Below are 19,097 nucleotides of genomic sequence, written 5' to 3' on the forward strand. Positions count from 1 at the left end.
CTAATGCACCGGACCCGGTCGATGTGGTACACTTTTTTCATGGACCACTCCGCCGATCTGGTACTGCGCAACCTGGACGTTCTTGTAACGCCCCGGGGAAGGCTCACAAATCAGGACCTCTGGATATCCCGGGGATCAATCACCGCGATCCTTCCCCAGGGCTCCTCGCCACCAACCCCGCCCCCCGCAGGGTCCCGTCCCCCCCGCAGTCTGGACTGCCGGGGCAAGGGAGCGATCCCGGGGTTCAAGAACGGCCACACCCACGCCGCCATGACCCTGCTGCGCGGCTACGGCGACGACATGCCCCTTCAGACCTGGCTCCAGGAGCGAATCTGGCCCGCCGAAGCTCATATGACACCGGAAGACATCTACTGGGGGACGCGCCTGGCGGCGCTGGAGATGATCAAAAGCGGCACCACCTTTGCCAACGACATGTACTTTCACCCTGCCCAGGCGGCCCGGGCCTTCCACGACGCGGGACTGCGGGCGGGGCTGGGGCTGGCCCTCTTCGACTTTGACGACCCCCGCAGGCAGGAGCAGGTCCGGGAACGGCTCCTGCAGAACCTGGAGACGATCTGGCCCGGTCGCAAGGAGCCCCCCCCGGCAGAATCCGAGCTGGTCTTCCCCGTAATAGCCCCTCACAGTGTCTACACCTGCAGCAACGAGCTTCTCCAGTGGTGTGCCCGCCAGGCCACGGAGCACCAGCTCCTCTACCACATTCACATGAACGAAACCCGCCGCGAGGTAGAAGACTGTCTCTCGCTCCGGGGAGCACGACCCCTGATCCATCTGCAGAACCTGGGGGTCCTGGAGGCGATGGAACACCGGGTCGTGGCAGCCCACATGGTCTGGCTGGACTCATCGGAGCTCGAGAGCGCCACCCGATGGGGCGTCACGGCAGTTCACAATCCCGCGAGCAACATGAAACTGGCCTCGGGGTGCTTCCCCTGGCAGGACTACGCCCGACGGGGAACACCCCTGATGCTCGCCACGGACGGCACAGCCAGCAACAACAACCTGGACATGTTCGACGAAATGAAACTGGCGGCGCTCCTCCAGAAGCACCACTTCCAGGACGCCACGCGCCTTCCCGCTGGAGAAATCCTGGCCATCGCCACGGGAGCACGGAGTAACGTCTTCGAGCCCTGGGGTGTGGGCGGCGCCCTCACCGAAGGCGCACCCGCCGACATCGCCCTGATCGATCTGGACCATCCCCGAATGGTCCCCCTCCACAACCTGGAGAGCAACCTGGTCTACAGCGCCAGCGGCTCCGTGGTGGACACGGTGATCTGCAACGGCCGGGTACTCATGGAAGACCGCCAGGTCCCGGGTGAAGCCGAGGTCCTGAGGGAAGCCCGCCGATGCAGCCAGTCCCTGGGCGACCGGATTCTCCGGCAGGTCTCCTGAGGAGGATTACCCGGCAGGGTCGAAGCCATCGACACCGGGCAAATCCCCCTGGAGATCCTCCCCGACAGGGCTCTCCATACCGGGGCTCTCCGTAAAGGGACGCAGGTACTCTTCCAGCCCCAGCAGGATCCGGCGAACCCGCCACTCGGGCAGAAAGAAGGGATACTCCTCGCCGGTGATCCGGGCCGGGACCAGCCGCCCTCCCGAGGAATCACCCCGGGGAGGGAAAAACTCCAGGAGCGTCTCCCCGCCATCAGCGGAGGTGAAGAACACCCCCGCAAAGGCCTCCTCCCCCGCCAGCTCCTGCGCCTCCTCTGTGGTCAGGAAGGACGAAGCACGCACAGCACCCACCTCCTGAAAAAAGTCCCGAATCCGGCCGGGAGCGACCTCCCGGGAAGCCCTCCAGCCAGGATCGTCCCCGGAGAACTCCTCCGAAACATCCCGATCGGGCCTCATCGTCACAGGCTCTACGCCGGGAGCCTCGATCCGGACCGCCTCCAGCTCCTCCCGGGGAAGACGTGCCACCAGGAGATCACGAAAGTCATCGGGATCGGCGCTCACCCGGTTATGGAGAGCCCGGGGCAGCCGCACCACCTCCCTGCCTGTGTTCAGGCGCCCGTACACCGCCGCTCCGGCCCGGGCCGAATCGCCCAGATCGAGGGTGAACTCCCCGCCCCGGTCGTCCTCGAAGGTCACGCGTCGCCGGGTATCACCGGTGAGCCCGTAGGCCTCGAAGCGCCCTCGGGTCGAAACAACCTCGAGACGCGAGAGATCGGCCACCGCCTGGATCAGCTCCTCCACCACCGGGGCATCTCCCCGGAACCCCTGGGGCCCCACCAGCCAGCGATCCCCCTGCCGATCATACTCCAGGGTGAGGGTCCGTCCCCGGGCCTCCAGAGTGATCCGGGAGATCCCCGAGAAGAGATCGGGCGCCTCCATCGTATTGGGCGCCTCCCGTTCCAGCTGCTGCACGGCCAGCACCGCCAGCAACACCAGAAGAATCGCTCCGTAGATCCCCGTGGACCGGGGAACCCCTGGAAACCTCTTACCCAGGGCATCGACGGCCCTTCTGGCGGTCGCGGAAAATCCGGTATCGGGCTTCATGACGAGACCTCCTCGCGGGAAAAGAGCGCCTGCACGGCCCTGCTCCGGGCCCGACGACGCCCGCGAACGACCAGCCCCAGCACGACCACCAGGGCAGGGACGACCAGAACATTAAACCAGCGGATCATCCCGGGCAGAAGGGGTGAGACCACCTGCAACCGGGGCACGGTGAGGCCCTTGCTGCGCAACTCGGCACGGCCCGGCTGATCCTTGAGATAATCCAGGGCGTTCAGCAGGAAGGTTCCGTTGGGCGTACGGTTCCGGGGATCCAGAAGCTGCGCCGAGGCGAGTTCGGAAGACCCCACCAGCAGAACCGCCGCCTCGGGAAGCGATTCCGACCGAAACCGCTCGGGAAAGGAATCGCCACCGGCCAGGGTCCCCTCCTCGAGAGGAGCGGGAGGATCGGGAGGATCGGGAGGCGCGGAAAAAAAGGAAGGAATCTCCCCTTCCAGAAGCGCCGCCAGAACGCGCCGGTCCGGCGTCTCCCCCGGCGGGACCCCCTGAAGCCAGGGCCCCACCAGGGAGGGATCATCCACCGTCCAGCTCCGGGGAGAGGATTGCAGAAGCCTCGTAACCCGCCGCCCCGGCAGCGCATCTTCTGCCCGAGGGACCCCGATCTCCTGGGCGTTCAGGACGATCAGATCCTCCAGCGCCCGGGTAATAACGGAGTCCCTGTTGAGCGATCCCCCCCGCAGCACCGGAGCCTGATAGATCTTCTGGCGTCCTCCCCGGGCCGAGGAGACAAAGCTCTCCTCATCCAGAACGAACCCGGGAGTCAGATCGAGTCCGTAATGGGCAAGAACCTCTTCCAGCCCCGTCTCGATCTGCTCCCACCGGGGCTCGGCCCCAAGGAGCATCTCCTGCTGCGAGGGCATCTCCTGATGGTATCGGTCCAGGAAAACCAGAAGCCGTCCGCCGCGCATGACGAACTGATCCAGCCGGTACAGGGCCTGGCGGGAATACTCCCGGCGGGGACCATTCACAATTAACGTATCCAGATCGGGGGGAATCTCCTCCTCCGAGAGATCCAGGGGAACCAGTTCGTAGCGGTCCTCCAGCAGAAGCGCCAGCGCCCCCGCTCCCTGACGGTAATCCTGAAGATCCCGCTCGCCCGAACCCCGGGAATAGCCCACCCGGGGGTTGGCCGCCACGAAGGACCGAAGCCCCCAGCGGAGGGACTCCTCGATATCCCCGGGATCGTCCAGGGCGTATCCCCCGAAGAGCCCCGAGTAGACGTGAAGCGGCACCGTCTGAAGACGGTCACCCTGAACAAACTGAACCTCCAGACGCCCCTCGTCGTGCCGGGGCCGGGACAGTTCATAGGTCAGGCGACCGTAGGAATCATCGTTCATCCGGTGAAAGATCTCCTCCAGCAGATCCGGGAGCTCCTCGAACCCCTGAATGCGGTAGCGTTCCAGATCGGCCGAGAGGACAGCCCGCATCTCCACGGGCTCGGTCATTCCCGCCAGGGCGTCGACCCTGGAAATGGCCCGTTCCATGGCCGAGGTAAGCCGGTATTCCAGCCCGTCCGTCCCGGTGATCCCGTCTACGGTCTCCACGGAGCTGCCGTAGAGGACCACGGCCCCCAGGAATACAGCCCGCGACTGAAACTCGTCGGAACGGACCTCCTGAATCTCCACCTGTTCCAGACCGTACTCCCGGGCAGCGGCCCGGCCCTCGGAGGACGAGAGATCCACCACGTCGTAGCTGAACGCCCGCCCGCCCAGAGTCTGATACTCCCGCAGCAGATCCAGAAGGTACTGACGCACCCCGCTATAGGGCGGGGGCACCCCGTCGGTATAGAACACCCGCACCCGCAGGGGATCCTCGGCCCGGGCCAGGGTCTCCCGCGAGAGCGCAGAAAGGCTGTAGGCACCGCCCGAGGTAAGATCTATCCGCAGGAAGGCCCGGGAACTCACCAGATTGAGGGCCACCAGAATCGCCACGATCAATACCAGATTAATCGTGGTCGTGCGTTTTCTGCTTCCCCCCAGGGTTGTGGCATTTCTGCTCGGTCCCTTCCTGCTGGTCCCGTTCCTTCCTCTTTTACTTTTGTCCGCCGCGTTTTGTGCTGTTTCGTTCCTGTTCGTCGATTTCATGGTCACCGCTCCTGCACCAGCCGGTGATGCGCCAGAACCAGAAAGAAGAGGGTGAGACTGAAAAAGTAGACCAGCGACCGCGAATCGATCACACCCCGGGTGAACCCCGAAAAGTGATGGGTCGTGGCCAGATACTGCACCACCGGCACAAGCCCTCCCGGAAGAAGAACCAGAAAGAACTCCACCAGGGAGAGCACCAGAGTCACCACCGTTCCCGTCACCAGGGCAACCGTCTCGGTTCGGGCGACCGCCGAGGCCCAGAGCCCCACAGCCCCGTAGGCACCGGCCAGCAAGAGCGCCCCCAGATACCCCCCCGCAACGGGCCCCGGATCGAGGGGCCCCAGAAGCCGCAGCGAGAGCGCAAAAAAGAGCGTCGGCACCAGCAGGGCCGCGCCGGTAAGCCAGAGCGCACCGAACTTGGCCGCCACGATACGCGCCGTCCCCACGGGGAGGGTCGCCAGAACCTCCCAGGTCCCGCGCCGCCGCTCCTCAGCGATGAGCCGCATGGCCAGAGCCGGCATGAGCAGCGCCAGCAGAAGCGGCAGGAGCGAGAAAAACTGGCGCATCTCCAGACGCTGCACCAGGAAAAAAGTCGAGAAAAAGAGCGCCGCCGAAGCACCCAGAAAAACCACACCCACCACGTAGGCCACGGGAGACTGAAAATACCCCGCCAGCTCGCGCCGCAGAAGCGCACGCACCCGATTATCCATGGTGAACCTCCCGGCCCTGATCTTCCCGGGCCCCCTCCTCCGCGGTGAGCGCGTGGAACACGTCCTCCAGGGAAGACCGCTCCTGCACCAGCTCGTAGAGCTCGCAGGAGAGAGCCTCCCGGGCCAGCTCGGGGCGGAGCTCCTCTCCCGGCCGGGGAAAGACCCGGGCAACCAGAACGGCCGGATCGGGATAGACCCCGGCCCCGTCCCGGCCCGGCTCGCACAGTTCAACCCGCTCCACCCCGGGAATGGCCTCGAGCCGTTTCTTCAGCACCCCGGGCTCGATCCCGGCCAGAACGATCCGGACAGGCACGCCCCCGGTAAGGCCGCCACCCAGAGAAAAATCCTCCAGGAGCCCCTGGAACCGCACCTGACCCTGGTGAATCACCACCACCCGGCTGCAGAGAGCCGCCACCTCCTGCATGATGTGGGTAGAAAGAATAACCGTCTTGGTCTCGGCAATTCGCCTGATCAGGGCACGGACCTCCAGAATCTGGTTCGGATCGAGGCCACTGGTGGGCTCGTCCAGAACGAGAATCTCGGGATCGTGCACCAGCGCGTGGGCCAGTCCCACCCGTTGCCGGTACCCCTTGGAGAGTTCCCGGATCGGCTTGTGGGCGTGACTTGCAAGCCCCACCTGGCGAATAACCCGGGGAACCCGCTCCGCGGGATCGAGCCCGTGGAGGCGCGCCTCGTAGGCCAGATAATCCCAGGCGAACATGTCCCCGTAGAGCGGAGCCGACTCGGGCAGGTAGCCGATCCTGCGCCGGGCCTCCACGGAATCGGGAGTGAAGGGCTCACCCTCCAGAAAAACCCTGCCCGCCGAGGGTTCCAGAAAACCCGTCATGATGCGCAGGGCCGTGGTCTTGCCCGCCCCGTTGGGCCCCAGCAACCCCACAATCCCCCCCGGGGGAACCTCGAAGGAGACCCCGCGCAGGGCCTTCACATCGCCGTAATCCTTTTCAACCGTTTCGAAGCGTATCATCGTGACTTGTACATAGTAAGAGAAGGTTACCCCACCCTTGCGGAAACATTACATTTTTGTAATGCCCGGCCGGGGGTCGAAGGGGGACGAGCCGGGGTCGAAGCCCCCGGCGGGATCCCCGCTCACTTGTTAAAATCGTCCAGATAGGCCCGCTGCCTCGCCGTGAGGGCGTCGTGGCGGATTCCCCGGGCAGCCAGCAAAACCCGGGCAACACCCTGATCAATCTCATCCGGCACGGGGATCACCTGGGCGGGAAGCGGCGCGCCCCTCCTGGCAGAGAGCGCCACGTACTCGGCGCTCAGGGCCTGGACAGCAAAACTGGTATCCATAATCTCTGCAGGGTGCCCATCGGCGGCGGCGATGTTCACAATCTTGCCCTGGGCGATCAGATTGATCCAGCGCCCGTCCCCCAGACGGTAGCCCGTGAGGTTTTCCCTCACCTCCTGGACCTCCCCCGCCATGGCAGCGAGCCCCTCAAGATCGATCTCGTCGTAAAAATGTCCTGCGTTGGCTAGAACGGCACCATCCTTCATGCAGGCCACCTCCCGGGGAGTAATCACATCGCACACCCCCGTGGCGGTCACAAAGAAATCCCCCTCCCGGGCCGCGCAGGGAGCCCCCTCCTCGAGGGGACCCAGAGGCATCACCCGATAGCCGTCCATCACCGCCTCCAGAGCCTTCACCTCGTCCACTTCGCAGACGATCACCCGAGCCCCCAGACCGGCAGCGCAGGACGCGATCCCCCGGCCGCACCAGCCGTAGCCGGCCACCACCACCGTCGCCCCCGTGAGCACCCGGTTGGTGGTCCGCATCAGGGCGTCCACCGTACTGTGGCCCGTGCCGTAGCGATTGTCAAAGAGGTGTTTCATCCGGGCGTTGTTCACGGCGATCACGGGAAACCGCAGCTGCCCCGCCTCAAACCGGGCCTGGTTGCGCAAGACCCCGGCGGTGGTCTCCTCGCAGCCCCCCAGGGTATCGCCGGAAAACTCGCTGGCCCCCTGATGAAGATGGTGAACCAGATCCCCCCCGTCGTCGATCACCACGTGGGGGGCGATCCTCAGAGCCGTGAGCTGGTGCTCCTCGAACTCCCCGGGCGTCGCGCCGTGCCAGGCGTAGACGTGAAGCCCCAGCTCCTGAAGCGCCGCCACCACGTCGTCCTTGGTAGAGAGGGGATTGCTCCCCGTAACCGAAACCTGGGCCCCCCCAGCGGCCATGACCAGGGCGAGATAGGCCGTCTTCGCCTCGAGGTGAACACTCACCGCAGCCCGCATCCCTGCAAAGGGCTGCTCCCGGGAAAACCGCTCTTCCAGACTCCGGAGAACGGGCATATTCCGGCGGACCCACTGGATCTTCCGGTGCCCCTCGGGCGCACTGGCGGGATTTCGCAGAATGTCGGCGGGCATGGATCGTCTGGTACTCATCAGAGGGCCTCCACAAGCGACTGGATCAGGGCGATAAAACGGTCCCGCACGCGCAGGCCCGTCTCCATTACTTCCTCGTGGTTCAGGGGCTGGTCGAGTATGCCCGCAGCCATATTGCTGATGGCGCTGATCCCCAGCACCTCGAGCCCCGCGTGGGCAGCGGTTATCACCTCGGGCACCGTCGACATTCCCACGGCCGAAGCACCCAGCGTCCGCAGCATGGTTATCTCTGCCGGTGTCTCGAAACTGGGCCCGGCCATGAAGGCGTACACCCCCTCGCGCAGGGTAATTCCCTGGTCACGCGCCACCTCCCGAGCCAGCTTCTGCAGGCGGGGCGTGTAGGCGGTGCTCATATCGTTAAACCGGGGACCGAAGGAATCGTCGTTGGGCCCTCGCAGGGGACTATCGGTAAAAAACTTGATGTGGTCCGTGATCAGCATCAACTCCCCCGGAGAGAAGCTCTTCTCCACCCCCCCGGCAGCATTGGTTACCACCAGGGTCTCCACTCCCAGGCGCTTCATGACCCGCACGGGGAAGACCACCTCTTCCATGGGGTACCCCTCGTAGTAGTGAAAGCGGCCCTGCATGATCACCACCGTCTTCGCCCGAGGCCCCTCCCCCAGCGTTCCCACCACCAGCCGCCCGGCGTGGCCCTCGACGGTGCTCAGGGGAAATCCCGGAATCTCCGCGTAGGGAATCGCCACGGCACCGCTGATATCATCACCCAGAACACCCAGACCGCTTCCCAGAATCAGACCGACCCGGGGCTCCCGGGGAATCCTGGATCGAATATAATCGGCCGCTTTCTCAATGGTGGCCATAATAGTTCCTCCGTTTCCAATGGCTTGTTCCGATGACTCCCCCCGCCACTCCGATGGCCCGGAAGCCCCGATTGCCCGATCGCTCGAAAGACCAGATCACTCGAAAGATATGGAAATCTCGTCGATCCAGGCAGCATCCTCGCCCCGGTCCACGCTCCCGTCCTTCTCGTAGCTCCAGAGAAAGATCATCTCTTCGGGAGCACCCGAACCCAGGGGGATCGAGTGGGAAAAGTCGGTCCACCCGGTCTCACCGGACCACTCGCCGTGCCGGGTCTCGTTCACCGAAAAGATCAGCCGGTCGTAGTAATCCTCGGAGGAGGTCATGACAGCGAAGGAAATACGAACCTCCGACGCTCCCGGAGGAATAGCTGTTCGATACCAGACCTGACTGACCCCGTTGGAGCCGATCTCTCCCGACCTGAGAGAATAGCCCCCCGATGCGGCCCGGCCCGACGTAATGACCCAGGGACGGTCACTCGGGACTCCATCTCCCCTGGTCTCGAGCTCCGCCGGGAGCCGACCGTCCGAAAAGTTCGTCTGCAGCCCCAGAGGAGCCACGACAAGAGCCTCGTACCGGCTGAAGCGGTAACTCCGGGAAAGGGGGATCACCGCCAGAACGGGCAGGGAATCGGCGGAATCGCTGAGCTGCACCTGGTGCACCACCAGGGTATACTGCTCGTCCAGGCCGCCCCGCAGCGAGAACCCCAACTTCACCTCCAGGGACCCCCGGGAGAGCCCCCTCGAAACCGCCGTGGAATGCTCGTCGGGTATCCGTACCCGGAAGGTATCCTTCTCGGGAAGAAACCCGAGATCACTGATAATCTCCAGCTCCCGGGTATCCCGGCGCGCCAGCTCCACCGATTCCCGGGGTACATGGAAGACCTGGCGGCCCAACTCTTCCAGCTGAAACTGGAGAAACCGGTATTCCCGCCCCGCGCCCCGGGCCACGGCACGGTCAACCCTGGCCATAAACTCCTGCACCTCTTCCCAGGGCTGGATATCGAGCTGGGCCGTCACCTCGCCCCGGCGCGCTTCCCAGCGGGAGCGAGCCTCTTCAACTTCCTCCAGGGCCTCCTGAACGGGCCCCGGCAGGAAATCGAACCCCTCCGCCGAAACAACCCGGGGAGCGATCCCCAGGACCAGAGCCACCAGAAATACCCCTACCAGTAATTTGTCTTTGATCATCCTGTCTTTCCTTTCACGAGTTCGTCGCGGACACGGCACACCGCCTCCACCAGCGCCTGCGATTCCAGAGCCTGGACCCGGCTTTTCAGCGTTTCCGGGGTATCACCGGGCAAGACGGGACAGCGCTTTTGCAGCAACACCGGACCGGCGTCTACCTCGGCTGTCACCAGATGCACGGTGCACCCCGTCTCCTGCCGCCCTGCGGCGAGCACCGCCTCATGGACCGCGCCGTCCATGGAACCGGCAAAATCGGGGAGCAGCGACGGGTGGATGTTCAGAGCCTTTCCGTACCAGGTACGGCAGAATTCCTCCGAGAGGATCCTCATGTACCCCACACACAGTATCACGTCCACCCCGAAAAACCCGAACTCCCGGGTGAGTTCCCGGTCAAAGAGGGTCCGGTCTTTTCGCCCCCCCCGGGGTGTCCGCGGGGAGATAGCACGAGCAGGGATTCCCCGCTCCCGGGCACGCTCCAGAATCACCGCATCGGCCCGGTCCGAGAGAACCACCTCCACCGAGGCGGGGACGGAAAACCCCTCCACCGCGTCAAAAAGCCCCTCAAGAGAGGTGCCCCGGGTAGATCCCAGCACACCCACGCGCACCGTTCGTCCCCGGATCGCCTCCATATGCCCGATCCGCTTCCGGATCAGCTCCGGAGTCCCGATATCGCTTCGGTGAAAGAGCCCTCCCCCAACCGAGGCGATCCACGACTCGGCCCGGGCTTCGGCCTCTTCCAGGGTCGCTCCGGAGCCGGTCACGGCCAGGGTTCGGGACCCCTCCGTCACGAGTTGTCCCTCCCGGAGCGAGAGAGACCCCAAAAAGCACTCCGTTCCCGCCGCCGGGGGCGGAACATCCACCACAAGCCCCCGCTCTCCCCCCTGGGGATACCCCGGTGGCACCAGATACTTGCAGACCGTAGCCTCGGGCCTGAACGAGGCCGAGACCTCCTTCAGGCGCCCCTCCACCAGGGCACAACAGATCTCTGCCAGATCCCCCTCGAGAAGGGGAAGGACGTTCAGCGCCTCGGGGTCTCCAAAACGGGCGTTATACTCCACGATGGAAACGCCCCTGGCGGTGGCCATGAACCCTCCGTAGAGGATCCCCTGGTAGGGGACACCCGTGATCTCCCTGAGCCCCCGCACCACCCGCTCGTTCAGTCTGTGGGCGGCCGTGATATCCTGGCGACCAAGAAAGGGCAGGGAGCCCCCGGAATCGGTATAGCTTCCCATGCCCCCCGTGTTGGGCCCCTGGTCATCCCGGTAGGCCCGCTTGTGATCCTGAGCCGGGGGCATGTGCAGGCAGTGCTCGCCGTCGGCGAAGGAGAGAAGGGAGAACTCCTCCCCCACAAGTTTTTCCTCGATCACCAGCTGCGGGGCCGTCTCCAGAACCTCCCGGCAGAAGGCCAGGGCCTCGTCGCGGGAGTGCAGGTGCTCGCCCGAGACCTTCACCCCCTTGCCCCCCCGCAGACCGTCTTCTTTCACCACGTAGTGATCGCCCAGCTCGTCCAGCGCCCGCTCGGCCTCTTCCAGGGAGGAAACCAGGTAGAAGGCGGGCACCGCCTCGGGGCAGATCTTCTGCAACAGCTCCCGGCAGAAGGCCTTGCTCGTCTCGATCCTCGCCACGGCCTGGCGCGGCCCCACCACGGGCACACCGGCATCCCAGAGCGCGTCGGCAACAGCCGTCTCCAGGGGCGCCTCGGGACCGATGCAGGCCAGATCCGCCTGAATCTCCCGGGCCATCTCCCGGGCCAGATCGGGATCGGTGATATCCCCCGTACGATACTGGCCCGAACAGAGATCGCGAACCCCCGGGTTCAGGTGACTCCCCAGGCAAGAGAGCTCCGGCGCCCGGGGCGAACGGGCAAAGGCCTGTGCCAGGGCGTGCTCCCGGGCCCCGGAACCGATAATCAGGATACGCATCGTTTCATCTCCTCCTGGTCCTGCCTGTGAATGTAGACACCCCCCAGGCAGGCCGTGCAGGGTGTATCGATGTGGTGATCGCCCTTGCGTGTCACCGCCTCTACCAGGTAATCCAGGGGTTGATACAGGAGCAGGTCTGCTCCCAGATAGTCCCGGATCTCCTCCTCCCCCAGCGTGGAGGCGATCAGCTCCTCCCTGGTGGGAATATCAACGCCGTAGTAGCAGGGGTGCGTCACGGGAGGACAGGCCGAGGCAAAGTAGACCCGGCGAGCCCCGAACTCCCGCACCATCTGGACGATTTCCTTGCTCGTGGTTCCCCGCACAATGCTGTCGTCCACGATCAGGACATCCTTGTTTCGCAACTCCAGCTCCTGGGGAGAGAGCTTGTACCGCACGGACTGGCGGCGCCGCTCCTGGTTGGGCATGATGAAGGTCCTCCCGATGAAGGGGTTCTTGTAGAGCCCCTCGGAGTAGTTCACCCCCAGCTCCCGGGCCATGGAGAGGGCCACCGTATTGGCCGTGGCAGGAGCCGGAATGATCACATCGGGGCGCACCCCGGGGAAGGTCTCCTTCCAGGCCTTGCCGAGGTTCTCCCCCATGCGAAGGCGGGAACGGTAGACGTTGACGTTATTCAGCATCGCATCGGGGCGGGCAAAATAGACGTACTCGAAGATACAGGGGGTAAAGGCCCGGGGCGCCAGACGCCTGGTATAGATCTGGCGATCGCTGGCAATGTAGATGATCTCGCCCGGCAGGACATCCCGCACCCGGCGGTAGCCCAGCATATAAAACATGGTATCCTCCGAGGCGAAGATGTGGTCCACCCCGCCGTCGGGAAGATCGCGCTGCCCGTAGACCAGGGGCCGCAGACCGTGGGGGTCCCTCATCGCCAGGAGCCCCCGGTCCTTGATCAGCATCACCGCCGAGACCGCTCCGGCGATGCGGTAGAAGAGCTCCGCCGTGGAAGAAAAGAGCGCCTCGAAGAAGGCCCGGTCCGGGAGCGCCGAGGCGGGCCCCGCCCCGATCCGCCGGTGCAGCTCGTCGGCAAAGAGCTGCAGGAGCATCTCCGAATCGCTGTGAGAGTTCAGGTAGCGTTTCCGGTTCTCCTGAACCTCCTGGCGCATCTCCTGGTAGTTCACCACGTTTCCGTTATGGGCGAAGGCGATCCCGTTGGGCACGCTCGTCCAGAGGGGCTGCACCTCATCGTTGCTGTGAGCCCCGCTGGTGGGGTAGCGGGTATGTCCAATACCGATGGTACCCTTCAGGCGCTCCATATGACGCTGTTCAAAGATATCCTGAACCAGGCCCATTCCCTTTTTCACATGAAATCTCTCGTTGCAGGTAATAATCCCCGCAGCATCCTGTCCGCGATGCTGCAACTGGATCATGCTGTCGTAAAGATCCGGCGCTACCGGGTTGTGGGCGTAGATTCCAACGATCCCGCACATGGTTTGTTCCTCCCTGCTATCTGACACGCTGCGACCGCTCCCGGGGCCGCGCTCCCGGACCGCCCCTCTGCGAGGATCATCGGATTTCCCCGTGCCCCGGGAGAGTCTCCTGCTCCGACAGCGCCCCCTGCTCCGGGAAGGAATACCCCCCGGCCCGAAGCTCCCCGGCCAGGGAACGCCCCCCCCCGGAGAGTTCCGGGAAGGCGAAGGCCTCGCCCGTAATCGCCTCGAAGAGAAGAATGTAGCGGTAGGACAGCTCCTCGATCAGCTCCCGTGGAGCCTCGGGAAGAACCGGATCCCCGTAGGGATCGCACCGGTCGGCAAACCAGGCCCGCAGAAACTCCTTGTCGATATGATCGGGCGACTCGCCCGCCTCCCGGCGCTGCCCATAGGTCCCGGCAATCCAGTACCGGCTCGAATCGGGGGTATGTATCTCGTCGATCAACCGGATCTCCCCCTCCCCGTCGCGCCCCATCTCGTACTTGGTATCCACCAGAATGAGACCGTTCTCGCGGGCCTTCTGCTGACCGAAGGCAAAAAGGTCGAGGGCGTAATCCCGGCACCGCTCCCAGTCACGGCGCGACATCAGCCCCTCACGGAGGATCTCCTCGGGAGAGACGGGCCGGTCCCGATCCCCCTTGGTGGTGGGCGTCACCACCAGACGGGGCAATTCCTGATCCTTCTCCAGCCCCTCGGGGAACTCTGTCCCGCAGTAGCGACGCTCGCCCGCCTTGTAGCGGGTCCAGAGGGATGTCTCGGTGGTCCCCGTGATGTACCCCCGCACCACAAACTCTATCGGGAAGGGAGTGCAGGGCCTGACAACGCTCACGTTGGGGTGGGGAACCGCCTCGAGGTGGTTCTCCAGGATCTGCCGGGTCTCTGCGAACCACCAGGCGCTGGTCTGGTTCAAAACCTGTCCCTTGAAGGGCACCGAGGCAAGAAGCCGGTCGAAGGCGCTCTGGCGGTCCGTGGAAACCAGAATCAGGGAGTCCCCGGCCCGGTAGCGGTCCCGCACCTTTCCGCGTTGCTTCTCCGGCAGGGGCAGATCCGTCTCGGTGAGGCACCGTCCGAGGGCCCCGGCGATTCGCTGGCGGTATTCCTCTTCCCGCTGCACCCCCGGGAGATGGCCCAGGCTATCCCTGATCATAGAGAAGTCCCACCTGACTCACGGGATTCAGCAGAATATGACTCGCCAGAATCTGCTCCAGCCACTGTTCATCGTCGATGGTCCAGAGAATTCCCCTCCGGAGGGAACGAATCTCCTGGAGGCCGAACCAGTTCTGCAGAGCCTCCAGCACCCGGCGCCCGTGGATATCGTCCCGCTCCCGCACCAGAAGAGAGACCGCCCCCTTCCCCGCCGGCGGCGGGACGAGTTCCTCCTTGTTGCTGTTGTAGAGCTCGCCGCTGGCCCGGATCGCCTCCAGAACCTCCTGAACACGGCTCTGCGGGAGCCCGGGATCCAGCGAGAGCTCCCAGTGAACCCTGCGGGTGATACCTGCGGCCACTCCCCGATGGGCCAGGGCCGTCTCCACGCTCACAGCGGCGTTATCGGTGATGATCAGCCGCACCACCAGCTCATGAGCCCCCTGGCAGGGCTCGAAGCGGGGCAGCTCATCGCGGGAAGGGCCCGTCACGGCGGGGGGCGTTTCGCTCCCGCTTCCCTTCCCGCCTCCCTTCCCGCTTCCCTTCTCGAGATACTCCCGGAGGGAGTGAAAAATCCCGTCTCCCAGGGGAGTCCGCTCGGGATGGGGCATGATCGCCATGACGTTACCCCGCCGGTTGGTGATGGCCGCGATATTTCCCTCGGAACCGTTGGGATTCACGGGGAACTCCTCCTGGACCTGGCCCGCTTCATCGGTATAGCGGAAGGCGATCATTCCCCCCTCGTCCAGTTCCCGGTATACCTGGGGAGACATGACAAAGCGGCCCTCGGCGTGGGCTGCGGGAACGTTCAGGCAGGTTCCCCGGGGGATCGCCCCGGTGAAGGCGGTCTCGTCCGTTTCGGCCCTGAGGGTCACCCAGGCGTTGTAAAAGCCCGTCCCCACCACGCGGCCCCGGGCAACACGCCGGTTGGTGGTGAGCGCCACCAGGGGAGGATCCCCCGGAGCGCCCCCCCCCGGAACCAGCCCGGCCTCCACCAGAATCTGCGCCCCGTTGCAGATCCCCAGGACCGGTTTTCCCCGATCACTCTCCTGGCGGATAACCTCCATGAGAGGATCCAGGGCAGCGATAATACCCGATCGGCTCCGGTCCTCGTAGGAGAAGCCGCCAGCCAGAAGGTACCCGTCGAGGTCCCGCAACAGCGCGGGGTCCTGGTTCCATCGGAAGAACCGCCCCTCAAGCCCGGCCCGCTCCAGGGCCAGGCGAGATTCGCGCTCGCAGTTTGTCCCGGGAAACTGGATAATCCCTATCGTCATGAAAGCCCCCTTCAGGCAATTCCCGAGATATTCACCCGTCCGGCGCCCCGGGCGACCCTTCCGATCTCCCGGGATTCGACGGGAAAGACGTCCTTCATGAGCGCCAGGGCCTCGTCCCGGGCAGAAGCCGGCAGGATAACCGCCAGCCCCACACCCATGTTAAAGACCCGGTGGAGCTCCCCGGGAGCGACCCCTCCGTGGTGCGCCAGAACGGAGAAGACCGGGGGAACCTCCCAGGCCGTCCCGTCCAGAAGCGCATCGCACCCGGGGGGCAGCACGCGGGGAATATTCTCCACAAGCCCGCCTCCCGTGATATGCGCCATCCCCCGCAGAGGGATTCCCCCATCGAGAAGAGCCAGAATACCCGGCGTGTAATTGACGTGCGCCTCCAGGAGCGCCTCCTGAAGCGAAGCAGAACTCCCCGCACCCGGCAGAAGCTGCTCCAGGGGGGCCTCCAGAGAGAGCCCCGCCACCTCGATAATCTTTCGCGCCAGGGAAAAGCCGTTCGTATGAAGGCCGCTCGAAGCGACCCCCAGGATAACATCACCGGGAGCAATCGTCGCACCGTTGATAATCCGGTCCCGCTCCACGATACCCGTCACCACGCCCACAAGATCGTGCTCGCCCGGCAGGTAAACCCCGGGCATCTCGGCCGTCTCCCCCCCGATCAGGGAGGCCCCCACGGAGCGGCAGGCCTCGGCGATACCGCAGACGATCTGGGCGACCCGCTCGGGATCGAGCACATCGTTGGCCACGTAGTCCAGAAAGGTCAGAGGCCTGGCCCCGTGAACGGCGATGTCGTTACAACAGGCGCTCACCAGGTCGGCCCCTATCCGGCTGAAGTCATCGGCCTGGCGCGCCACGACGGTCTTGGTCCCCACGCCGTCCACAGACTGGACCAGCACGGGATTTCGGAAGGAGGGCACAATCTCCGAGAGATCGTAGAACGCGCCGAAGCTTCCCACCCCGGTCAGAACCGCCGGGGTAAAGGTCGACGCCGCAGCGTCACGAATAAGATCGACCGTGCGGTTTCCCGCCTCGATATCAACACCGGAATCCTTGTAGGACAAACTCACAGTAATTTCTCCATAAGCCCCTGCTCCCAGCGGGTGCGGGCACGTTCAATCGTCATATCCCATACTCCTTCAACAATTATCCGGGGTTCCCCGATGGTCCGTCCCAGGAGCACCGGTTCTACCCCCCTTTTCCGCGCCAGGGCACAAAAGGCCTCTTCCCCGGCGGGATCGATCTCGAGAACAAACCCGGGCGATTCCTCAAAGAGGAAGGCCCCGGGATCCCCCGGTACGGGGAGGGAGACCTCGCACCCCAGAGAACGCCCGAAGGTCATCTCGCAGAGGGCAACCCCCAGCCCCCCCTCGGAGATATCGTGGCAAGCCCTGACCAGGGCCGCCCGGGACGCCTCCAGAATCAGCTCCCCGGCAGCGCGGATCTTTCCATAGTCAACACGCGGAAGCGGCCCCGCCAGGTTCCCCCGGGAGAACTCACCCGGAAGGGCATCCCCCTCGGCCAGAAGCTCCTCGAAAACACTCCCTCCCCAGCGCCCCTCCCGCTCCAGCAGAAGGTAGATCGGCGAATCGGCCCGGAGGAAGTTCTGGGTCAGGGCATCGTGATAGTCCTCGAGCTGTCCCAGACAGGCGATCATCGGACTGGGAGGGATGGACCCCGAAAGGGACTCGTTGTAGAGCGAAACGTTCCCGGCGATCACGGGGATCGAGAGCTCCCGGCAGGCCTCGGCCACCCCCCGGCACCCCGCCACGAAGAGCCCCATCTGCTGGGGTTTCTCGGGATTGCCGTAACAGAGGCAGTCCGAAATCGCCACCGGGCGGGCTCCCGATGCCACGGTGTTGGTGTAGGACTCCACCACCGCCAGAACCGCCCCCAGATGGGGGTCCCGCCGGTTCATCCGGGGATTCTGGTCCGTCGTGAGGGTGAGCCCCACCTGGCGAATCTCCTCGGGGTACTCGCCGCTGTTGAAGGGTGCGAGAATGCCCGAGTCGGAGAGCCCCGCCTCGACCATGACCCGGCCCTGCACCTGCTTGTCGTACCGGTCGTAGAGGCACTTCCGGGAGGCGATGTTTTCGTGGCCCAGCAGGGCCAGGAGAGTCTCCTCGAGCCCGCCGGTCTGCCCCCCCGGGAACGCAGGAAGGGTCCCCGGAGGAAAAGGTGACTCCTCCAGGGGGGGATCCACAAAGGGCCGATTATAGAGAAACCCCCGGGTAACCTCGCAGGCCGGAGCATCGACGATCACCTCTCCCCCGGCGATCACCCGAAACCGGGGAGAATCGGTGATCTTTCCGATCACCCGGGCCTCGGCCCCCCGCGAAACCTGGGGCAGGGCAAAATCCTGGTTGTAGTGTTCCAGAATGAGGGGAGTCAGATCGGGAGGTGAGGCGTACATGTACCGCTCCTGGGTCTCGGAACAGAGCACCACGTGGGCAGGAAGCCCCGGCGCGTCCCGGTGAACCTGGTCGATCATGACCTCGGCGCCGTAGCCGCCGGTATCGGCTATCTCCACGCTCGCGCAGGCGATCCCCCCGGCCCCCAGGTCCTTGAAGCCCACCCGGTGGTGAGCACCACGCTCGGCGAGCTTCTCCGAGAGCGCTCCCGCAGCCTGAAGCAGGTGCCGCCCCAGAAAGGCGTTGGGTTCCTGCACGGCGCCCTTGTTCTGTTCGTGCTGCTCCGCGTCGAGATCGAAACTGGCAAAACTGGCCCCGCCGAAACCACTCGAATCGGTGGGTTTCCCCACCAGGATCAGGTCGTACCCATCTGCTCCCGGGGGAGCGTAGGAATGGAGGAGGTGATCTTCCCGGAGGATTCCCAGAGAGACCACCGTGACGAGGCAGTTATCCTGATATCCCCGGTCAAACTGCAGCCCCCCCGCCAGGGAAGGCACCCCGATGGGGTTTCCGTACCCGGCGATCCCCGAGACCACCCCGTCGTAGATCCATCTGGTACGGGGACTCTCGATCGCACCAAAGCGCAGATCGTCGGCCAGAGCCACCACCTCGCCGCCCATGCAGCAGATGTCCCGGACGTTCCCCCCCACACCCGTGGCCGCCCCCTCGTAGGGAACGATCTGGCTGGGATGGTTATGCGACTCGTGGCTCATCACCACGCAGTAGCCCCGCCCCTGCCGGTCCCGGGCCACCCGGATCACACCGGCGTCCTCCTTCGCACCCAGGACGACCTCGGGCCCCTGGGTGATAAACTGGGACAGATGTTCCCGGCTGCTCTTGTACGAGCAATGCTCCGACCCCTCGATTCCGAACAGCACAAACTCCGCCACCGAAGGGGGGCGTTTGAGGATCGAAAACTGGAGTTGCTTCGCCTCCTGCAGGGTCAGTCCGATCGAAGAGCCTTCGAGAAAAGCCTCTATCTCCTGGTCCGAACGGCCCTGGAGATCAAATACATTCCTGGTAAATTGCATGTTCCCTCTCTTGCGGTGCACGTGCGGTGCAGAAAGAAAAAAGGGACCCCGGAGAGCCTCCGAAGTCCCTACGTTCAGGCGGGTGTACCAAAACCGCCGAAGCCGCACCGCTCCCCCGTAAAGGAACCGTGTG

14 protein-coding genes are annotated in these 19,097 nt (G+C 64.7%); 1 reads left to right on the forward strand and 13 read right to left on the reverse strand.

What is annotated here, in order from left to right; all coding sequences use genetic code 11:
* The first annotated feature begins 21 nt into the window (after positions 1–21).
* The gene (locus tag B071_RS0103455) at positions 22–1,407 is read left to right on the forward strand and encodes an amidohydrolase (RefSeq protein ID WP_157703007.1); all 1,386 of its coding nucleotides are present in this window, start codon (positions 22–24) and stop codon (positions 1,405–1,407) included.
* Positions 1,408–1,413: 6 nt separating this feature from the next.
* On the opposite strand, the gene B071_RS0103460 is transcribed toward B071_RS0103455, so the two are convergent.
* The 13 genes from B071_RS0103460 to purL all read right to left on the reverse strand — a co-directional run bounded on the left by B071_RS0103460 (position 1,414) and on the right by purL (position 18,964).
* On the reverse strand, positions 1,414–2,511 hold the full coding sequence (locus tag B071_RS0103460; RefSeq protein ID WP_018525712.1) for a DUF4340 domain-containing protein: 1,098 nt from the start codon (positions 2,509–2,511) through the stop codon (positions 1,414–1,416).
* Entirely contained in the window at positions 2,508–4,610 is a 2,103-nt protein-coding gene (locus B071_RS0103465; RefSeq protein WP_018525713.1) for a GldG family protein, read from the reverse strand. The genes B071_RS0103460 and B071_RS0103465 overlap by 4 nt, the downstream gene beginning before the upstream one ends.
* Positions 4,611–4,612: 2 nt before the next feature.
* Complete coding sequence (locus tag B071_RS0103470; RefSeq protein ID WP_018525714.1) at positions 4,613–5,320, reverse strand: ABC transporter permease; 708 nt, start codon at positions 5,318–5,320, stop codon at positions 4,613–4,615.
* A complete protein-coding gene (locus B071_RS15730) occupies positions 5,313–6,305 on the reverse strand; it encodes an ABC transporter ATP-binding protein (RefSeq protein WP_018525715.1) in 993 nt (330 codons plus the stop codon). The genes B071_RS0103470 and B071_RS15730 overlap by 8 nt, the downstream gene beginning before the upstream one ends.
* A 122-nt stretch (positions 6,306–6,427) precedes the next feature.
* Positions 6,428–7,726: an adenosylhomocysteinase gene (locus B071_RS0103480; RefSeq protein WP_215730272.1), complete on the reverse strand. Its 1,299-nt coding sequence runs from the start codon at positions 7,724–7,726 to the stop codon at positions 6,428–6,430.
* A complete protein-coding gene (locus tag B071_RS0103485) occupies positions 7,726–8,547 on the reverse strand; it encodes a purine-nucleoside phosphorylase (protein ID WP_018525717.1) in 822 nt (273 codons plus the stop codon). Before B071_RS0103485 ends, B071_RS0103480 begins: the two co-directional genes overlap by 1 nt.
* A 96-nt stretch (positions 8,548–8,643) precedes the next feature.
* Positions 8,644–9,732 (reverse strand): hypothetical protein, encoded by a 1,089-nt coding sequence (locus B071_RS0103490; protein ID WP_018525718.1) that lies wholly within the window; start codon positions 9,730–9,732, stop codon positions 8,644–8,646.
* Positions 9,729–11,651: a phosphoribosylamine--glycine ligase gene (purD, locus tag B071_RS15740; RefSeq protein WP_018525719.1), complete on the reverse strand. Its 1,923-nt coding sequence runs from the start codon at positions 11,649–11,651 to the stop codon at positions 9,729–9,731. The genes B071_RS0103490 and purD overlap by 4 nt, the downstream gene beginning before the upstream one ends.
* A complete protein-coding gene (gene purF / locus B071_RS0103500) occupies positions 11,639–13,099 on the reverse strand; it encodes an amidophosphoribosyltransferase (RefSeq protein WP_018525720.1) in 1,461 nt (486 codons plus the stop codon). The genes purD and purF overlap by 13 nt, the downstream gene beginning before the upstream one ends.
* A gap of 76 nt (positions 13,100–13,175) precedes the next feature.
* On the reverse strand, positions 13,176–14,246 hold the full coding sequence (locus tag B071_RS0103505) for a phosphoribosylaminoimidazolesuccinocarboxamide synthase (protein WP_018525721.1): 1,071 nt from the start codon (positions 14,244–14,246) through the stop codon (positions 13,176–13,178).
* Positions 14,233–15,516, reverse strand: a complete 1,284-nt coding sequence (gene purQ, locus B071_RS0103510) for a phosphoribosylformylglycinamidine synthase I (protein WP_018525722.1) — start codon at positions 15,514–15,516, stop codon at positions 14,233–14,235. The genes B071_RS0103505 and purQ overlap by 14 nt, the downstream gene beginning before the upstream one ends.
* Before the next feature lie 11 nt (positions 15,517–15,527).
* On the reverse strand, positions 15,528–16,592 hold the full coding sequence (gene purM, locus B071_RS0103515; protein ID WP_018525723.1) for a phosphoribosylformylglycinamidine cyclo-ligase: 1,065 nt from the start codon (positions 16,590–16,592) through the stop codon (positions 15,528–15,530).
* Complete coding sequence (gene purL / locus B071_RS0103520; RefSeq protein WP_026244941.1) at positions 16,589–18,964, reverse strand: phosphoribosylformylglycinamidine synthase subunit PurL; 2,376 nt, start codon at positions 18,962–18,964, stop codon at positions 16,589–16,591. Before purL ends, purM begins: the two co-directional genes overlap by 4 nt.
* Between the last annotated feature and the right edge of the window lie 133 nt (positions 18,965–19,097).

This window comes from Alkalispirochaeta alkalica DSM 8900 (assembly GCF_000373545.1).
Classification (GTDB): Bacteria; Spirochaetota; Spirochaetia; order DSM-27196; family Alkalispirochaetaceae; genus Alkalispirochaeta; species Alkalispirochaeta alkalica.

What these genes read in the sequence shown, in the direction of transcription:
- B071_RS0103455 (WP_157703007.1), top strand. Translation starts at nt 22, where the DNA reads ATGTGGTACACTTTTTTCATGGACCACTCCGCCGATCTGGTACTGCGC.
- B071_RS0103460 (WP_018525712.1), bottom strand. Translation starts at nt 2,511, where the DNA reads ATGAAGCCCGATACCGGATTTTCCGCGACCGCCAGAAGGGCCGTCGAT.
- B071_RS0103465 (WP_018525713.1), bottom strand. Translation starts at nt 4,610, where the DNA reads ATGAAATCGACGAACAGGAACGAAACAGCACAAAACGCGGCGGACAAA.
- B071_RS0103470 (WP_018525714.1), bottom strand. Translation starts at nt 5,320, where the DNA reads ATGGATAATCGGGTGCGTGCGCTTCTGCGGCGCGAGCTGGCGGGGTAT.
- B071_RS15730 (WP_018525715.1), bottom strand. Translation starts at nt 6,305, where the DNA reads ATGATACGCTTCGAAACGGTTGAAAAGGATTACGGCGATGTGAAGGCC.
- B071_RS0103480 (WP_215730272.1), bottom strand. Translation starts at nt 7,726, where the DNA reads ATGAGTACCAGACGATCCATGCCCGCCGACATTCTGCGAAATCCCGCC.
- B071_RS0103485 (WP_018525717.1), bottom strand. Translation starts at nt 8,547, where the DNA reads ATGGCCACCATTGAGAAAGCGGCCGATTATATTCGATCCAGGATTCCC.
- B071_RS0103490 (WP_018525718.1), bottom strand. Translation starts at nt 9,732, where the DNA reads ATGATCAAAGACAAATTACTGGTAGGGGTATTTCTGGTGGCTCTGGTC.
- purD (WP_018525719.1), bottom strand. Translation starts at nt 11,651, where the DNA reads ATGCGTATCCTGATTATCGGTTCCGGGGCCCGGGAGCACGCCCTGGCA.
- purF (WP_018525720.1), bottom strand. Translation starts at nt 13,099, where the DNA reads ATGTGCGGGATCGTTGGAATCTACGCCCACAACCCGGTAGCGCCGGAT.
- B071_RS0103505 (WP_018525721.1), bottom strand. Translation starts at nt 14,246, where the DNA reads ATGATCAGGGATAGCCTGGGCCATCTCCCGGGGGTGCAGCGGGAAGAG.
- purQ (WP_018525722.1), bottom strand. Translation starts at nt 15,516, where the DNA reads ATGACGATAGGGATTATCCAGTTTCCCGGGACAAACTGCGAGCGCGAA.
- purL (WP_026244941.1), bottom strand. Translation starts at nt 18,964, where the DNA reads ATGCAATTTACCAGGAATGTATTTGATCTCCAGGGCCGTTCGGACCAG.